At 59.6% G+C, this 17356-nt stretch carries 12 protein-coding genes; 5 read left to right on the forward strand and 7 right to left on the reverse strand.

Annotated elements, in window-relative coordinates:
* Nucleotides 1-96: 96 nt before the first annotated feature.
* The gene (locus RBB82_RS02720) at nucleotides 97-1791 is read left to right on the forward strand and encodes an MFS transporter (protein ID WP_433973589.1); all 1695 of its coding nucleotides are present in this window, start codon (nucleotides 97-99) and stop codon (nucleotides 1789-1791) included.
* A 94-nt stretch (nucleotides 1792-1885) separates the two neighbouring features.
* Here the strand turns inward: RBB82_RS02720 and RBB82_RS02725 are convergent, their stop codons facing one another.
* Both RBB82_RS02725 and RBB82_RS02730 read right to left on the reverse strand, forming a co-directional pair.
* Nucleotides 1886-4150 (reverse strand): 2-oxoglutarate dehydrogenase E1 component, encoded by a 2265-nt coding sequence (locus RBB82_RS02725; RefSeq protein ID WP_433973590.1) that lies wholly within the window; start codon nucleotides 4148-4150, stop codon nucleotides 1886-1888.
* A 385-nt stretch (nucleotides 4151-4535) separates the two neighbouring features.
* Complete coding sequence (locus tag RBB82_RS02730; RefSeq protein ID WP_433973591.1) at nucleotides 4536-6050, reverse strand: UxaA family hydrolase; 1515 nt, start codon at nucleotides 6048-6050, stop codon at nucleotides 4536-4538.
* A gap of 216 nt (nucleotides 6051-6266) precedes the next feature.
* Between RBB82_RS02730 and RBB82_RS02735 the strand changes: the two genes are divergently transcribed.
* Nucleotides 6267-7205 carry a hypothetical protein gene (locus RBB82_RS02735; RefSeq protein WP_433973592.1) on the forward strand — a complete coding sequence of 313 codons (939 nt, stop codon included), beginning with the start codon at nucleotides 6267-6269 and terminating at the stop codon, nucleotides 7203-7205.
* Nucleotides 7206-7344: 139 nt separating this feature from the next.
* Here RBB82_RS02735 and RBB82_RS02740 read toward each other — a convergent pair whose 3' ends face one another.
* The 3 genes from RBB82_RS02740 to RBB82_RS02750 all read right to left on the reverse strand — a co-directional run bounded on the left by RBB82_RS02740 (nucleotide 7345) and on the right by RBB82_RS02750 (nucleotide 10950).
* Nucleotides 7345-7545 carry a cold-shock protein gene (locus RBB82_RS02740; protein WP_013581125.1) on the reverse strand — a complete coding sequence of 67 codons (201 nt, stop codon included), beginning with the start codon at nucleotides 7543-7545 and terminating at the stop codon, nucleotides 7345-7347.
* A 263-nt stretch (nucleotides 7546-7808) separates the two neighbouring features.
* On the reverse strand, nucleotides 7809-8606 hold the full coding sequence (gene cmk / locus RBB82_RS02745; protein ID WP_433973593.1) for a (d)CMP kinase: 798 nt from the start codon (nucleotides 8604-8606) through the stop codon (nucleotides 7809-7811).
* Nucleotides 8563-10950 (reverse strand): hypothetical protein, encoded by a 2388-nt coding sequence (locus RBB82_RS02750; protein WP_433973594.1) that lies wholly within the window; start codon nucleotides 10948-10950, stop codon nucleotides 8563-8565. The genes cmk and RBB82_RS02750 overlap by 44 nt, the downstream gene beginning before the upstream one ends.
* Before the next feature lie 292 nt (nucleotides 10951-11242).
* On the opposite strand from RBB82_RS02750, the gene RBB82_RS02755 reads away from it, so the two are divergent.
* Entirely contained in the window at nucleotides 11243-12049 is an 807-nt protein-coding gene (locus RBB82_RS02755) for a POTRA domain-containing protein (protein ID WP_433973595.1), read from the forward strand.
* An 11-nt stretch (nucleotides 12050-12060) separates the two neighbouring features.
* On the opposite strand, the gene mutL is transcribed toward RBB82_RS02755, so the two are convergent.
* Complete coding sequence (gene mutL, locus RBB82_RS02760; protein WP_433973596.1) at nucleotides 12061-14145, reverse strand: DNA mismatch repair endonuclease MutL; 2085 nt, start codon at nucleotides 14143-14145, stop codon at nucleotides 12061-12063.
* A gap of 240 nt (nucleotides 14146-14385) precedes the next feature.
* Between mutL and RBB82_RS02765 the strand changes: the two genes are divergently transcribed.
* Nucleotides 14386-14919: a PEP-CTERM sorting domain-containing protein gene (locus RBB82_RS02765; protein WP_433973597.1), complete on the forward strand. Its 534-nt coding sequence runs from the start codon at nucleotides 14386-14388 to the stop codon at nucleotides 14917-14919.
* Between the two features lie 289 nt (nucleotides 14920-15208).
* Nucleotides 15209-15697: a PEP-CTERM sorting domain-containing protein gene (locus RBB82_RS02770; RefSeq protein WP_433973598.1), complete on the forward strand. Its 489-nt coding sequence runs from the start codon at nucleotides 15209-15211 to the stop codon at nucleotides 15695-15697.
* 88 nt (nucleotides 15698-15785) lie between these two features.
* On the opposite strand, the gene pyk is transcribed toward RBB82_RS02770, so the two are convergent.
* Nucleotides 15786-17291, reverse strand: a complete 1506-nt coding sequence (gene pyk / locus RBB82_RS02775; RefSeq protein ID WP_433973599.1) for a pyruvate kinase — start codon at nucleotides 17289-17291, stop codon at nucleotides 15786-15788.
* Between the last annotated feature and the right edge of the window lie 65 nt (nucleotides 17292-17356).

The raw sequence follows: 17356 nt of genomic DNA on the forward strand, positions 1-17356 counted from the left end.
TCGAATGCGTTCGGCATAATAAATCGCGCCTCGCACTTTGCGTGCTGTCCCGGCTGCGAATACTCGCCGGTTCTGATCTGTAGACTAGTTGCAGTGATGCCTCTTGAGACTCCAGCCTCCGATCCCCTTCAGGTCCATGCGCCTGTCGATTCGAACGGCTTCGCCCCGCTTAAAATTCCTCTGTTTCGGGATCGATGGATCGCCAGCACGATCTCGTCGGTGGGGACGTGGATGCAGGATACAGCCGGCACGTGGCTGATGACGTCACTGACGAGCTCGCCGCTGCTGGTCGCGCTGATGCAGACTGCGGCGAGTTTGCCTGTGCTGCTGCTCGGGCTTTTGGCGGGTGCAACGGCGGATATCTTCGATCGCCGCAAGCTGTTGATCTTCTGGCAGACATGGATGCTGGCTTCTGTGGGTGTTCTGGCGATCCTTACCTTCGTCGGCTACCTCTCTCCGTGGGCGCTGTTGGGGTTTACGTTTCTGCTCAACGTCGGCTCGGCGATGAACAACCCGGCGTGGCAGGCGATTGTTCCAGAGCTGGTTCCGCGTGAGTTAATTCCGGATACGGTTTCGCTAAACGCGGCCAGCAACAATCTGGCGAGGGCCGTGGGGCCTGCGCTTGGCGGGTTGATGGTCGCCGGATTTCAACGCGTATACACGGGCGCGGGGTCAGTGTTCGCGCTGAATGCGCTCTCGTTTGCCGGAGTGATCTGGGTGCTGGTGAACTGGAAGCGGATTCCGCTGTTCAAGTCTGCACTGCCGTCGGAACGCGTTGCTGCGTCGATCCAATCGGGGCTGCGATATGTGCGGTATGCACCGGATCTCCAGTCGTCGCTTATCCGCGCGTTCATCTATACGTTTTTTATCTCGGCTATCTGGTCGCTGCTGGCGGTGGTGGCCAAGCGCGATTTGAAGCAGGGGCCGCTTGGATACGGCATCTTGAACGGATCGCTGGGGGTGGGGGCGGTGGCCGCGGCTATGACGCTTCATCGTATTCGGCAACGGTTCTCTGCTGATCAGATTCTTGCGGCGTCAACTCTTTATAACGTCGTTGTGCTGCTCGTGCTGGCGTTTGTGCGGAGTCCATCGATCATTATTGCCGCGTTGCTGTTTTCGGGTGCAGCGTGGACCAGCTCGATGTCGACGTTCAATGTGTCGGTGCAGCTATCGGTGCCGGCGTGGGTGCAGGCGCGTGCGCTGGGCACGTACATGATGACGTTTCAGGGAGGCATGGTGCTCGGGTCGATTCTGTGGGGCGTGATCGCTGAACGCACGTCGACTCCGATTGCGCTAGCGACGGCTGCTGGCGGACTGCTGCTGACGTTTCCGTTTGCGCGGAGGTACCACATTTTGCAGGGCCCTCTGCCGGACTATACGCCGCACCAGTTCAGACATCCGGCTCCGCAGCTTGCGTTTGAAACGGAGCCAACTGATGGGCCAGTTCGCATCTCTATCGCCTACTGCGTTCCGACGGAGAACTACGCTGAGTTTACGCTCGCTATTCATCAGCTTCGGGGTGTGCGACTGCGTGACGGTGCGATTCGATGGGGCATCTATCGCGATGCGCTTGACCCGGAACATTTGAACGAGACGTTTCTGATGGAGTCGTGGCTGGACTATCTGCGTTCGCGGGAGCGGATAACGGCTGCCGATGAGGCCATACGAGCTCGTGTGCGGGCGCTTCATCGGCATGACGATCCGCCTAAGACTACGTATCAGATCTATGCGAAGGAGATCGCTAATCCAGTGCCCTCGCATCCTCCGGTGACGTCAGAGCCTCCGGAGTAGCAGCCGGGATTAATGATTTTGGTGTTGGTTTGTTTAAAGGTATTGGCGCAGCCCTGAGTAAAGGCTGCGCCGTTATTTTTTTCGAATAGAAGAACTACTCGGGAGAGCCTAACGCGAGGTCGATGAGAGTCTTCTCTTCTATCTCGTGGGCCTTTGCGGAGCCAGTTGCTGGGGTTGCGCTGGCGCTGCGTTTGACGCTGAGGACGGCGCGGTCGCCGGCGAGGCGGCGCAGCAACGGCATGACGTAGGTAAAGGCGCCCATGTTGGCTGGCTCCTCTTGAACCCAGATGATCTCCTGGGCTTCGGGATGCTGATTGAGAGCTGTTTGGAGTTCGGCCTCGGGCCAGGGGTACATCTGTTCGAGGAAGATGATGCCGACGGAGAAGTCCTTGCGCTTTTCGCGCTCGACCCGAAGGTTGTGGCCGATCTTGCCACTGCAGACGAGCAGGCGGCGAGGGGCTTTGACGTCGTTGTCGGGGAGGACGTTTTGGAAGCGCTCGATGGCGAAGTCGGCGAGTGTGGATGAGGCGTCGGGGTGGCGGAGCATGCTCTTGGGCGTGAAGACGACGAGCGGCTTGCGCCAGAAACGGAGCGCCTGGCGACGCAGGAGGTGGAAATACTGCGCGGCGTTTGAGGGCTGGCAGATCTGGATGTTGTCGTTGGCAGCCAGCTGGAGGTAGCGCTCGATACGGGCGCTGGAGTGCTCGGGGCCCTGGCCTTCGTAGCCGTGTGGGAGAAGCATAACGAGACCGGAGAGGAGATTCCACTTGGCTTCGCTGGCGGCGATGAACTGGTCCATGATGATCTGTGCGCCGTTGGCGAAGTCGCCGAACTGGGCCTCCCAGAGCACGAGGGCTTCGGGGAAGTCGCGGGAGAAGCCGTATTCGAAACCGAGAACCGCAGCTTCGGAGAGGAGCGAGTTGTAGACCTCGAACTTGCCCTGCTTGTCGCTGAGGTGCGCGAGTGGGGTGTAGCGGACTTCGGTCTCGGTGTCGACCATAACGGCGTGGCGCTGATTGAAGGTGCCGCGCTGCGAGTCCTGTCCGGTGAGACGGACGGGCGTTCCGGCTTCGAGGAGAGAGGCGAAGGCAACGAGCTCAGCCATACCGTAGTCGAAGAGGCGTGAGCCGGCGCCCATCTCCTGGCGCTGCTCAAAGAGCTTCTTTACTTTGGCGTGGATGTGGAAGTTGGCGGGATAGGCGGTGAGCGATGTGACGAGCTCGTTGATGCGCTGCGCGGGGAGGCCGGTTGCGATGTCGTCTTCAGGTAGCAGTTCGCCGCCGCGGTAGTTGTCCCAGTAGGCGGGAAGCTGCGCGAGATGGGGCTTGTGATCGGCCTGCGTCGCGGCCTTTTGGTCGTCGAGGAGCTCTTGCTGGATCTTCTGCACTTCGGCGGATGGGTCGATGCCGATCTGCTTGGCGTAGAGCTGATAGAGCGCTGGGCGATCTTTGATGATGGCGTATCGGCGGGGCTGGGTGACGGTGGGATCGTCGACTTCGCTGTGTCCGTGCTTTCGGTAGCCGACGAGATCGACGACGATGTCGGAGTGGAAGCGGTTGCGGTACTCTGCGGCGATGGCGGCGACTCGCACGACCGCGTCGGGATCTTCTGCGTTAACGTGGAAGATCGGGATGGGAAGACGCTTTGCGATGTCGGTGGCGAAGCGTGAGGAGTTGGATTCTTCGGGCACTGCGGTGAAGCCGAGGAGATTGTTGACGATGACGTGAATGGTTCCGCCGACGTTGTAGCCGTGCAGGGTTGCCATGTTCAGCGTCTCGGCGAGAATGCCCTGACCTGCGAAGGCAGCATCGCCGTGGATGATAATTGGCAGAACCTGATCGCTTCCGCCTTTGCCGATGCGCTCCTGCTTGGCGCGCGTGCGTCCGAGGACAACGGGATCGACTGCTTCGAGGTGGCTGGGATTGGAGGCGAGGTGGACTGAGATCACTTCGCCGTTCGGGGAGCGATATTCGCCGGTCGCACCGACGTGATACTTCACGTCGCCACCACCCATGGTGCTGCGCGGATCGACGTCTTCGAACTTGGTGAATATCTCTGAGGGCAAGCGACCTACGGTGTTGGTCATTACGTTCAAGCGGCCGCGGTGGCTCATTGCGAGCATGGCCGTGGTGACGCCGCGACCTGCGCTGACTGCGAGGATGCGATCGAGGAACGGAATGAGCGCTGTGAGTCCTTCGAGCGAGAATCGCTTGGAGCCGAGGTACCGCGATTGAATGACCTGCTCGAAGAGGTCGGCGTTGATGAGTTGCGTGAGAATCTGCGCCTGATCAGGCTTTGGTGCGATCTGCTCCATGCGCTCCTGCAGCCACTGACGCTGTTCGGGGTTTGCGATGTGCATGAATTCGGCTGCGATGGTGCCGCAGTAGTAGCTGCGAGCTTCTTTCGCGATGTCGCCTTCGGGAGCCGGAGTGGGGAATGGTTCGGGGGGAGGTATTGTCCGAGCGGATCGAGAGAGGCCTGCAGATAACCCCAGCGTCTAAAGATGTCGAAGATTGTTTCGCGTTCCTGTTGTTCTACATTTGCAACTGGTGGAGTCAGAGTCCCTGCCTTTGTGGCCATTGCTTCCTCGCTTCCGATCTATTCGCGAAAGCCATTTCGCGTACCTTATTATGCTAGTCCTTTTGGAGCCAAGGCGCACGCTATCGAAAGTCGTAGATTCGTTTGAAACTGTTGATTAGGCGCATACGAAGCAGCCATGTATTTCCTACGAAAACAGTTGCAAGTTAGAGGGTTGCACCCTGCAGCCAAGGTTGAAACTCCTCTTCGCCGAAGCCGTGGATCTCACTTCGGGTGGGATGTCCGGAGGCGACGCGGAGAATCTCGTCGAATATTCGCGCTCCAGCCTCCTGAACGGTCTCTTCCCCTTCAATAATCGTTCCGCAATTGACGTCCATATCGTCCGACATGCGGTTGAAAACGGTGGTGTTTGAGGCGATTTTGAGGGATGGGGTGGGTTTGCAACCGAAGACAGAGCCTCTGCCGGTGGTAAAGCAGATCAGATTGGCGCCGCTGGCAACCTGACCAGTCGCCGAGACCGGGTCGAAGCCTGGTGAGTCCATGAAGACGAGGCCCTTTTCCGTTACCGGCTGGGCGTAGAGGTAGACCTCGTTGAGGTTGGTAGTGCCTCCCTTGGAGATGGCTCCGAGAGACTTTTCCAAGATGGTTGTCAGACCACCGGTTTTGTTCCCGGGTTGAGGGTTATTGTCGATGGAGCCTCGGTGGCGGGCGGTGTACTCCTCCCACCAGTGAATGCGGTCGATGAGCCGCTGGGCGACGTCGGGACGGGAGGAGCGGCGGGTGAGTAGGTGTTCGGCGCCGTAGATCTCGGGTGTCTCGGAGAGGATGGCGGTACCGCCGTTGCGGACGAGGACGTCAACCGCTGCACCCAGGGCAGGGTTGGCGCTGATGCCAGAGTAGGCGTCGGAGCCTCCGCACTGGAGGCCGACGATGAGGTTGGAGGCGGAGACGGTTGTTCGAGTGGCTTGGTTGGCCTGTTCCAGCATCCCGACGACGGTGGCGATTCCCTTCTGAATGGCGCTTGCGGTGCCGCCTGCCTCCTGAATGGTGCTGGTCCGGAGGCTGCCGTTGGCGCCGGTTAGGGTGATCAGAGGCTCGATCTGGTTGGTTTCGCAGCCAAGGCCAAGGAGGAGGACGGCGGCGAAGTTGGGGTGGGTCGCGTAGCCGGCGAAGACACGACGCAGCAGATCGGCAGGCTCGTCGTGCTCTGCCATTCCACAGCCGGTGCCATGGGTGATGGTGACGACGCCGTCGACGTTTGGGTACGCGTTAAGGATCTCCGGGGTGAAGCGAGCGGCAATGCGGCGGGCTACAGTTGCTGAACAGTTTACTGTGGTGAGGATGCCGACGTAGTTGCGGGTGCCGACGCGACCGTTGGAGCGGACGATGCCTTGGAAGGTGGGTGTCTGAGCTTGAGGGACGAACTCCGTTGGGTGTGCTTCCGAACCTATGGAGTAGTCGCGCTCGAAGTTACCGGTGATGAGGTTGTGGGTATGGACGTGCTCGCCTATTGATATTGCTTGAGTCGCAAAACCGATGATTTGGTTGAATTTACGAACCGGATCGCCGGGGGCGACGGGATGGACGGCAAGTTTGTGGCCCGCAGGAATGTCGGAGACGGTCGTGATGTTGAGGCCAGCGAGGCGCTGATTCGCCGCGACTGGCTTGAGGGCGACGGCGACGTCGTCTGAGATGCCGAGCATGAGTGCGTGGGGAATCAAACTGGTCTGTTTCTCTCCGAGAACGAATACAAAGCAGATTCAAATATTGGTACGACCACACTGTACTCTATCACTGCAAGTAATGGACAGAGATTGTGGTGACTCCATCACTTTTGCAGCGAATTTGTTGAGTAGATCGTCCGCAACTATAGTGGAGGGATGGTGGCTGTTGCTCGCAAAGCTCTAGTTTTGGCGATCGCGATTGGTTGGACAAGTATGTCCACGGGAAACGTGTTCGCTTTGCAGTCGACTGTGGGCGGGGTACAAGCGACTGGACCGCAGCCCGCTGAGCCTACAGCGCCACAGGAGGCAAAGCCCGAGGGCGTGAAGGTTGAGGATCGGCCGCTGCCGGATATCCCGACGCTGATGCGTGCGGTAGAGGCGAACGAGCGAACTTCGGAGGCTGTCAAGAAAGACTATATATTCCGGTCGGTGCAGACCGAGGAGCACTCAGACGGGCACGGTGGGGTGAAGAAGACCGAGACCAGGGAGTACGACGAATTTTGGGTGGAAGGTGTTCCAGTGCAGCGGATGATCAAGAAGGACGGAAAAGAGCTGAGCGAGTCCGAGAAGAAGAAAGAGGATGAAGAGATCGACAAGGAGGTAGCGAAGGCCAAGGAGAGGCGGGCAAAGGCGGACGCAAAGGGGAAGGAGTCGACTCCGCGCGGGGATGATGAGATTACGGTGTCTCGGTTGCTGGAGTTGGGGAGTTTTACGAATGCAAGGCGGCTGCAGATGAATGGGCGGGACACCATTGCTGTCGACTTTGCCGGTGATCCGAAGGCTAAGACGCGGAACCGGGGAGAGGATGTAATTCGGGACCTTGTGGGGACGGCGTGGGTGGATGAGCAAGACAAGGTGTTGGTCAAGGTGCAGGGGCACTTTGTTAATAACTTCAAGATCGGCGGCGGCCTCGTCGCGAATATTCAGAAGGGAACGAGCTTTGGGATGGAGCAGCGCAAGGTGAACGATGAGGTCTGGCTGCCTGCGCTGCTTGAGGGACGCGGTGAGGCGCGAGCGCTACTGCTCTTCAAATTCGATGGGAGCCTGCGGGCTGTCGAGTCGGACTATCGAAAGTTCAGGGCGACTTCGACGATATTGCCAGGAGTGAGCGCGGTTGAGCCGGCTGCGAGTCCTGCTTCAACTCCGCAGTGATTTGGGCGCGAGAGCAGTTGATCGACCCAACTGTGGTTGGCCGTTGGGATCGCTTTTTTCGAGGTTAAGCGCGCAGAGGGATAGCCTGAGCCATCCCTCCCGCAAAACTCGGTTGTTGCTGCAGTCTTGGTGCTAAAGACTAGAGAGGCTGAACGTCAGACGCCTGCCAACCCTTGGGTCCCTTTACCACGTTGAACTGTACAGCTTGGCCCTCTTGAAGGCTCTTGAAACCGTTCGAATTGATCGCCGAGTAGTGTACGAATACATCCTCGCCGTTCTGACGGCTGATAAAGCCAAACCCCTTGGCATCGTTAAACCACTTCACTGTTCCCTGTTCCATGTTCGCTATTTCCTTATTGCTGATGAATTTGCCGCTAGATCCAAATCGGGGTTCGTACAGTACGAGCTTTGCAGAAATCCAATCTGTTTCAAACGATGTGTGAAGGTTAGCACAACTGGCAAGTTTTTTTCTTTTAATCTCCTAAATAGTTATAGCTGCACTATTTATGGTGCAACAAATGTGGAGAAGCGAGGCAAACAGAGGATTTCAGGGAGACGAGCACTCGACAAAGATATGCCGACGATGTTAGATATCACGCACCGTTACGCTTTGAGATGGGAACGGACTATCTCTTCGGCCTTGGCGAGGACCTGATCGAGAGTCATGGACGTAGAGTCGAGGATGATTGCGTCGGGGGCAGGTTGAAGGGGCGACTCGGCACGGTGGCGATCGCGGTAGTCGCGCTCCTTGAGGTCGCGAAGGATGGCCTCTTCGGCGAGGCGTTGCTGTTCGGCGGTGACGGCGTCGGGTGCCTGACGTGCGGAGTTTTGCAGTGCGGTGGGTAGGTTGATGTGGGATCGGGGGTCGGCCTGGCGGTAGCGGCGGTTGCCGCGGACCTCAGGCGCAGCGTCCAGAAATATCTTTACTTCTGCGTCGGGGAAGACGGCGGTGCCGATGTCGCGGCCTTCCATGACGACGCCACCGGCTTCGCCGAGGGCGCGCTGTTGCTCGACCATCCAGGCGCGGAGGTGGGGGTGGACGGAGACTTGCGAGGCTGCGGAGGTGACGTCGGTCTCGCGGATGCGGCGGGAGACGTCCATGCCGTCGAGCAGGACACGGTTGCCTTCGAGTTGCGGCTCGAGGGTGATGCGGGTGTGCGCGGCAAGGTGCATGAGGGGAGCTTCTTCGTCGAAGGCGTAGTCGTTTTCGATGGCCTTGAGGGCCAGGGCTCGGTACATGGCGCCGGTCTCGAGGTTGAGAAAGCCGAAGCGGCGGGCGAGGTGGGCAGCGAGGGTGCTCTTGCCGGCGCCAGCGGGCCCGTCGATGGCGATGACGGGGCGCTGACGTTTTTTGGTTTCAGGCGGCGTTGCGGCTGCGAAGTCTTCGTTCGGCTGCGTCATCCGGCCTATTCGCCTTCCTGAGGTTTGAACTTGCGAGTTGGAGTGCGTTTGCCGAAGGGCTTCTTGTTGCCCTTGAACTTATCGAAGGTGCTGGCCGGTTTGCCGGTGCCGCCTGCTGCGGATTTGCCGTATGGCTTCTTGCCGGCGAAGCTGCCGCCTGTAGACTTGCCTGCGTAGCTGCCACCGGTCGATTTACCGGCGTAGCCTCCGCTGGATTTGCCGTAGGGTTTCTTCGCTCCGAAGCTGCCGCTGGGTTTGCCGGTGGAGCTGCTTCGGGGCCTTGGGGCGTAGTCGCCGGAGCCTTCGGGACGGGCTGGCCGGTCGGAGGAGGAGCGTGGAGTGCGTGGGGCGTCGAACTTGCGGAAGGGAGGGCCACTGGCTCGGCTGGTGCGGCCTTCGCTGCGGTCTCCGCCGAAGTTGGCGCGAGGAGCGCGTTCGCTGCGGTCTGCACGGTCGCGGGAGAAGCTGGGTTTGCCGCCGAAGCGCGATGGGCCTGCTCCTTCTTCGCGGGGGGCAAATGATTTGCGTGGAGCGAAGCCGTTGGTGCGGTCGCCGCCGTCGGCGCTGCGCTGTGGACGGGCGGAGAAGCTGCCGGGTTTGCGCGGGCCACCGAAGCTGGACTCGCCGAAGCTGGGTTTATCGCCGAAGGTGCGGCGGGGTGGACGGCTGTCGCCGGAGTCTCCGTCGGTGCGGGGGGTGAACTCGCGGCGTGGGGGGCGGGAGTCGCCGTAGTCGCGACGGGGGGACGTGTGTCGTTGCTGTCGCGGCCAAAGCTGGGCTTGCCAGCGAAGCCTTCGCGCTTGCGGCCGAAGGTGCCAGGCGTGGAGAAGGTCTTGCGGGGTCGGTCACTGTCGCCTGCCGGCGCATCGCCGTAGGGGCGTGGGGTGTATTCGCGGCGGGGTGGACGGCTGTCGCTGGAGCCTTCGTTGCGGCGATAGGTTGGGCGGTCTCCACTGAAGGAGGGGCGGTCGGATTTGAAGGAGGGGCGATCGCTGCCGAAGCGGGGTTTCTCACCGAAGCTTGACTTGCTGCCAAAGCTGGGGCGGCTGCCGAAAGAGGGTTTGGAGCCGAAGGAGGGACGCTTCCCTTCTCTGTCGAAGGCGGGCTTGCGGTCGTAGGTGCGCGGCGCTCGCGAAGTCGTAGTGCTGTCGCCGTCTTCCGATACTTCGGAGGAGGATTTTGCTGGGGCGAGGCGGTCGGCCTTCTCTTCTTCCCATGGCTTGGTGAAGCTGGGGCGGTCGGGGCGGTTGGATTCGCGGGTGAAGGGGCGGCGTTCGCGCGGTGTCAGTGCCGATTCGGAGTCGCGACCAGGTTTGGTTACAAATCCAGTGCCAACCTTACGGGGCTTGGAGATGAACTTTTTGATGCGTGGAGATTCTGCCGCTGCATCGCTGTCGCCTTCGGTGGTGACGACGATGGAGTCGATGTCGTCGGGTACCGGTGTGGCGACGGCGAGGAATGCGGGGAGCTCGCCGGCAACGTGGAGGACCGTGCGGCCTTCGACGGCGATGGTTTCAAGCTGGCGCGCGGAGATGAGCGCGTGGACGACGTCGCGAATGCGCGAACGGGCGGCTACCGGAGAGAGAAAGGTTTCGATGTCTTCCTCAGACGCTACGATGGCCTGACCGAGGTAGAGCGAGATGAGGGCCGAGAGCGCGGTGGGCTGGCCGGCGTTGGCTCCGGCTTTGATTTGTTTGGTGAAGCGGGTGGTGGTGAGCTCCCAAAGAGTTGCTGCGCCGACGGGCTGTGGGACGGGGATGACGCGGAGGTGCTGCCAGAGCTCGGTGAGCGAGCGGAGGACGGCGGATTCGGTGACCTCCTTGCCGAGCTGCGTGGTGAGGTCGTACGAGGACATGCCGGTGGCGTGGTCTTTGGCGCGCTCGGCGAGGAGGGTGTAGGTGTTGAGGGCTAGCGGGGAGACCTTGCTGGCTCCGCTAGTGGTGGGGGGCTGCTTCCATGCCTTGTCGCCACGGAGGGTGAAGATGTAGGGGAAGGCTAGCGGGGAGACGATGAAGTCCGGGGTCTCGCTGCCGGTGCCTGTCGGCGAGCCGAGGAGATTGAGCGGAATTGCGCCGCCGTCGATGATGAGGCGCGAGAGGAGAGTGCGGGACTGGTCAGTATCGGCGAGCGAGGGTGCGGCGTTCGGGGTGCCGAGGATCGCTTCGACGAAGGATGGCGCGGGGGCCGGAAGCTGCGCGGCGCGAGGCGTGAAGAAGACCAGGCCGGAGGTGTTGAGCCAGTCGCGTAGCATGTTGATGGTGAGGATGGGATCGGCGTTGTGATGCCAATGGGCGAGACGGGCGGCGGCGAGCTGGTCAGCCGTGGGAGTGCTTAGGGTACTCAAGGTGTTGCCTTCCTGCTGGGCGGAGCGATTGCTCGCGCTACAACATATCCTCAGCCTGGGCTAAAAGGATGACACTAAAGATTGGATTCGAGCGGTTGGCGTCTAGATGCGCTGAAATGCTTTTTGTATGTCTTTATAAGAATAACGCAAAGCGATGGGTCTGCCGTGGGGTAGGCGGTGGATGCTCGGTTTTTGTGATTGGAGGACAGGTTTGTTGCCGTTCGATTGGATTTGTCCTACGATGGCGGGTCGGAACTCCATCGAGGAACTTCAACTCCTCAGAGGAGGTGCTATGCGGATCCTGGTCAGACTAATCGTTGCTTCGTTCCTGTTCCAGGCAAGCCTTATACAAGCAGGCTTTGCAGAATCGGCGAATAGTGTCCGGATTGACAAGCTGGTGATCGAGTCGCCCACTCTGCCGGATGCAGATCGCGAACAGATCATTCGCATTTTTGAGCAGAATACATATCCCGAACGTGAAATTGGCGAGCGCATGCGAAATGCCTTCCGAGACATCGGGTATCTCCGGGCGGTTGTCGCTCAGCCGACGTTGTCCCTTCCTGCGCAGACAGAGGGGAACATATCTGCCGACATTACCGCTACGGTGGACCCCGGAGCGCAGTATCGTCTCGGTGAAATTCACTTCGAGAGAACGAGCTTTTTTTCCTCTGCACGGCTAGAAGACCTGTTTCCGTTGCGACGCGGAGATCTCTTCAGCGTGACCAGGATTGGGGATGGCTTAGAGAGTCTGAGAAATCTCTATGGAACAGAGGGATACATCAATACTGTTGCCACTCCTACACTATCGATTGACGAATCGCGCCGGATCATCAGCCTGCTTATTTTTGTGGATGAGGGGAGACCTTATAACTTTGGGAAGTTGTATCTGGAAGGAATAGAGCCCAACGCCGATACTGCCAAAGCACTGTTGAATTCCTGGAGGTCGCTGGAAGGAAGGCGGTACAACCCGGTTAAGTTGCAAAATTGGCTTCTTGCGAACCACATCAAATGGAAGGTTGATGGATCGGATTCAGGGTTGATGAGGATCACTCCGGATTCCGAATCGTTTGTCGTCAATGTGAGGCTCACACCGGCCTAATTGAATGCAGGTCAGATGCGCTGGAAGGCTTTGGCTATGTCTTTGTAGGAGTAACGCAGAGCGATGGGTCTGCCATGGGGACAGGCGGTTGGGTGCTCGGTTTTCCCGAGGGCGTCGAGGAGCCATTCGACTTTTGAGGGTTCGAGGGGCTGGTTTATTTTGATTGCAGCGTGGCATGCGATGCTGGCGGCGATGCGGCGGCGACGGGCTTCGGCGTTTTCGGTCTGGCGGTTGCGGTCGGGGATGGCGAGGACCTCTTCGAGCATCTGCTCGAGTTCGCGGCCTTCGAGTCCTACGGGAGCTGCTTTGACGGCCAGGGTGCGGGGGCCGAAGGGCTCGGCTTCGAAGCCGTTGCGGTCGAGTTCGTCGGCGATCTCGGCGAAGGTGATCATCTGGGCCGGGAGGAGATCGATCAACAACGGCATGAGGAGGCGCTGGCGCTGGATCTGCTCGGTGTCGCGCTCGCGGAGAACCTTTTCGAAGAGGATGCGCTCGTGGGCTACGTGCTGGTCGATGATCCAGAGGCCTTCTTCGTTGGTGGCGAGGATGAAGGAGTCGCGGAACTGGCCGATGGGCTTGAGGGTAGAGAGGGCGGTGAGGGTGTCGGCTTGTTGGGGGGCGGCTTCGTAGGTGGGCTCGGTTTGGGCAGAGTCGTAGCCGACGGGGATGGAGTGGCCAGAGAAGGCGAAGCGGCCGGGAGAGGGTGGGACGATGGGGGCGGCGAGGTTATATGTGGGGGACTTTACAGGCTCAGAGTTGAACGCTGCGGTGTCGTCCGGGTTATAGGGTTCGGAGTGAGGGAAGGTTGTACCTGCTCCGGCAAAATACGGGGGTTCTTCGCTCCGCTCAGGATAACGCGCTTCGAAAAGAGCGCTGGATACGAATGAGTTTGGGGTTGAGCTTGGTTCAAAGAACGATTGTGGGATGGCATCAGTACCATCAGGAGCGCCTGGGAGTGGGCTGACGTCGATGAGCAGGGAGCTTGATACGCCGTGAGGGCCGTTTTGCAGGGCGGTTGCGAAGCTGGCCGCGGGACGGGCTTGAATGAGCGTGGTGCGGATGGTGTCGCGGACGAAGTCGTGAACGAAGCTTGGTTGGCGGAAGCGGACTTCGGTCTTGGCGGGATGAACGTTGACGTCGACCTCTTGCGGAGGCATCTCGAGGTAGAGAAGGGTGACGGGAAAGGATGTGGGCGGAAGGATGTTGCGATATGCCTCGGAGATGGCGTGGAGGATCAGCTTGTCGCGGATGAGGCGCTGGTTGACGAAGAGGTAGATGGAGTTGCGATTGAGCTTTTGCAGTTCGGGCTTGGAGACGAAGCCGGTGAGGCGGAGGTAGCCTGGATCGGGCGGAGTGTAGTCGGCGTCGCGCTTCCACGGTGGAGGTTCGGGAAGACCGGCGCGGGTGAAATCCAGCTCGGCAGTGGTCGGGAGCATGTAGCTGCTGGTGTCTTTGCCGAAGATCTGGAAGAGACGATCTGCGGCGTTGGCGACTGCGGGCGCGACGAGAAGAGCTTGCGTGGCCGAGTGGAGTTCGAAGTGCTTGGTGGGGTGGACGAGAGCGTAGTGGGTGACGAGAGCGGCGATGTGGGATAGCTCGGTCTGCTCGGACTTGAGGAATTTGCGACGGGCAGGGGTGTTAAAGAAGAGGTCGTTGATGGTAATGGTGGTGCCGACGGGCAGACCTGCGTCTTCTACGCGGAGGATGCTACCACCGGCTATCTCTACCAGGGTGCCGGAGGGTTCTTCGGCGACGCGGGTTTCGAGGAGAAGGCGGGCGACGCTGGCAATGGATGGCAGAGCTTCGCCGCGGAAGCCGAGAGTGGCGATGGAGAGGAGCTCGTCAGCGGTGCGAAGCTTGGAGGTGGCGTGGCGCTCGAAGGCGAGAAGGGCGTCGTCGCGAACCATGCCGTGGCCGTTGTCGGAGATGCGGATAAGCTTGCGGCCCCCGGCTTCGACCTCGATGCGGATGCGGGTGGCTGCGGCGTCGAGCGAGTTTTCGAGGAGCTCTTTGACGACAGAGGCGGGGCGTTCGACAACTTCGCCAGCGGCGATCTGGTTCGCCACGAGGTCAGAGAGGATACGGATGCGGCCCATGCATCGATTGTACGGCGATCCGAAAACAGGAGAACGATGCTTACGCGGGTTGGTTCATTTGGCTGTAACCAAGTTGGCGGTTTGGTGGAGTGCGAGAGGAAAAATAATGCATAGAGGAGAGCGTGTTTTCCAGAGGCAAGGTGAGATCGCGCGTGATTTAGGGGGAATCAGAAGAAGGGCGTTGGACCTTGAAGTGCAGTAGCGGGAGAGCAACAAAACCATAGTATTAACAGGAGATTTATGACTCGGCTCTCGCTTGCACTGTGCAGTCTCGTTCTGGCTGCTCTGCCCTCCACTGCTGCCTTCGCTGACCCGATCAGCTTCAACTTCAACTTCAGCAACTCGGACTTTTCCGGGTCTGGTGTGTTGACCGCGGACTCAACAAGTACCGCTGGCGTCTACGAGATTGTTGGCGTGACCGGCGATGTTGTCATCGGAAAAACGACCAACGCGATCTCGGGCTTGTTGGCGGCGGGGTCGTTCCCGGCTGATGGACCTAACGACAACCTGCTTTTCTTTCCGGAGCTACCGGCTCCGTTTGGCGCCTTTGACGCTTCTGGTGTCTCTTTTGCGCTGGCGAACGGTGCGGGGAAGTTGAATCTGTTCCTGGGAGAGGGACAGGACCTCAAGCTGACCGGCGGCAAACAGGACGAACAGGCCGGGGCGATCACGGTGACCGAAGCGTCTCCAGTGCCTGAGCCAGGATCACTGGCGCTGTTGGGAACGGGCGTATTGGGGCTGGCTGGAATTGTCCGCCGCAGACTCGCGTCTTAGGATGTGACGGGGCAGAGGCCGCTGCATGCATCGCGGTCTCTGTTGCATCCATTGATCGATCAACAGATAGCTCGCTTTGGCCTTTAGAGCAAACGAGTTTCCACTGCCTCATGCAAAGAACTGCACAAGCCGAGTTGGATGATGGCGATGCACAGGCCGAGGGTGCCTGATTTTCGGAGTTTTAATACAGCGGCGGTTTGGCAGTCCAAATGCTTCTAGTTGCTTCAGTTGCTCGCATGAGTAACAGGAGCGTATGAAGTACAGAATATTGGGACCCTGCATTTTCACCTTGGCTTCTCTTGTATCCACCTCTGCCCGCGCCGATACGTTCAGCTTTAGCTTCTCAGGAATTTTCTTTTCCGGCTCCGGCACGTTTACCGCGACAGAGGTGGGTCACTCAAATATTTATGACGTCACTGGCGTTACAGGCAATGTGAAGTCAGGAGGATCAACCTCCGCTATCACGTCCGTTGTGAAAGTAGATGGATTTGGACACAACGACAACGAATTGATCTTTCCTTTGGTTTATCCCGGTCTGGGTTTTGGAACGAAGTTTTTCGACTCCAACGGCGTCTCTTTTTCGCTGGCCAATGGAAATGATGTCAATCTGAACGGCATTTGGGACATCGAAGGGCCTGCGAAGGGTTTCGATCTCCCACAATTTGACTCGGTCAGCGTAACCGAGAACTCTCCGGTCCCTGAACCAAGCAGCCTAGCACTGTTTGGCATAGGAATCATGGGAGTCGCCGGAGCAATTCGACGGCGTCTTGCTGTCTAATTTGAGTTACTAATTTGGTTACAGAAATGGTCGCTTCTCGGGAGGAAGCGGCCATTTCTGTGTCTGCTGCAGTTTTATTTTGAGCCTGTTACTTCGTTTTTTTCTTCTTCGGTTTTGGCTTATGGGTTTCGGTGTCGCGATCGCCGACCATGTGGAGACGCATGAAGTTGGTGGCGCCGGATTTGGTGCGAGTGCCGGCGACGATACCGACGATCTGACGCTGGTGAACGTGTCCCTCGGTCTCGAGGATCTGTTCGGCCATGCTGACGAGCTTGTCCGTGTCGCGGAAGCGAGCGCAGAGGATGGGGTAGGTGCCCCAGAGCAGCATGCTGCGGTTGATCACCTTCTCGAAGGGCGACAGAGCGAAGATAGGCGGGTCAGGGTGGTATTTGGAGAGGAGCCGGGCGGTCATGCCGGACTCGGTGAAGATGGCGATGGCGGCCACGTCCAGGTCATCGGCAGCGTGCGACATGCATTCGCAGATGGTTTCGGCGATGGAGAGGCGGACGCTGGGGTGATGGCCGAGGGCGCGTGGTGGGTCGATGCGGATCTGATGCTCGGTCTCAGTGATGATCTTAGCCATCATGGCGACGGCTTCGACGGGATACTTGCCGGCGGCGGACTCGGCTGAGAGCATGACGGAGTCGGTGCCGTCGTAGATGGCGTTGGCGACATCCGAGGCCTCGGCGCGGGTGGGGCGCGGGTTGTCAATCATCGATTCGAGCATCTGCGTCGCGGTGATGACGGGCTTGCGATACTCGGCGGCGCGGCGAATGATGTGCTTCTGGATCGCAGGGACTTTTTCGGGTGGGACTTCGACGCCCAGATCGCCACGCGCGACCATGATAGCGTCGGTGACTTCGAGGATGCTGTCCAGATGCTCGATGGCCTGGGGCTTTTCGAGCTTGGCGATGACCCAGGCGTCGGACTTGAGGGCGGCGAGGCGGTTCTTGACGTGGCGTACGTCGTCGGCTGTGCGGACGAAGGAGACGGCGACGGTATCGACACCCTGTCCGATGGCGAAGATTAGGTCTTCTTCGTCTTTTTCGGTGAGTGACGGAACGTTGACAGCGATGCCGGGGAGGTTAATGCCCTTGTTTTCGCCGAGCATGCCGCCGTTGACGATCTCGCAGGTAACGTCGATGCCTTTGACGGACTCGACGCGCAGTTCGATGAGGCCGTCGGAGAGCAGGATGCGGGAGCCGGGCTCGAGGTTTTCAGCGAGGGTCTTGAAGGTGGTGCCGACAAGGGAGGCGTTGCCCTCGATCTCGCGCGGGGTGATGGTGAGGCGCTTCCCGGCTACGAGTTGGACGGGCTTGTGTCCCTTGAGCTTGCCGGTGCGGATCTTGGGGCCCTGCAGGTCGGCGAGGATGCAGATGGGCTTGCGTTCCTCCTTCGAGATTTTGCGGACCATGCGGATGAGATCGGCCTTTTGCTCGTGGCTACCGTGGGAAAAGTTGAGGCGAGCGACATCGAGGCCGGCGCGGACGAGTTGGCGGAAGATCTCGGGTGTACTTGACGCTGGGCCGAGGGTGGCGACGATTTTGGCGCGGCGACCGCGCTCCAGTGTGGCAAAGGGGGCAACATTGGACATAGGATTCGAGGAGATCTTCATGGATCGGTTTTGGGGAACTTTCTCACCATCCGGCATTTGGATGG

The organism is Tunturiibacter lichenicola (assembly GCF_051013355.1).
Classification (GTDB): Bacteria; Acidobacteriota; Terriglobia; order Terriglobales; family Acidobacteriaceae; genus Edaphobacter; species Edaphobacter lichenicola_F.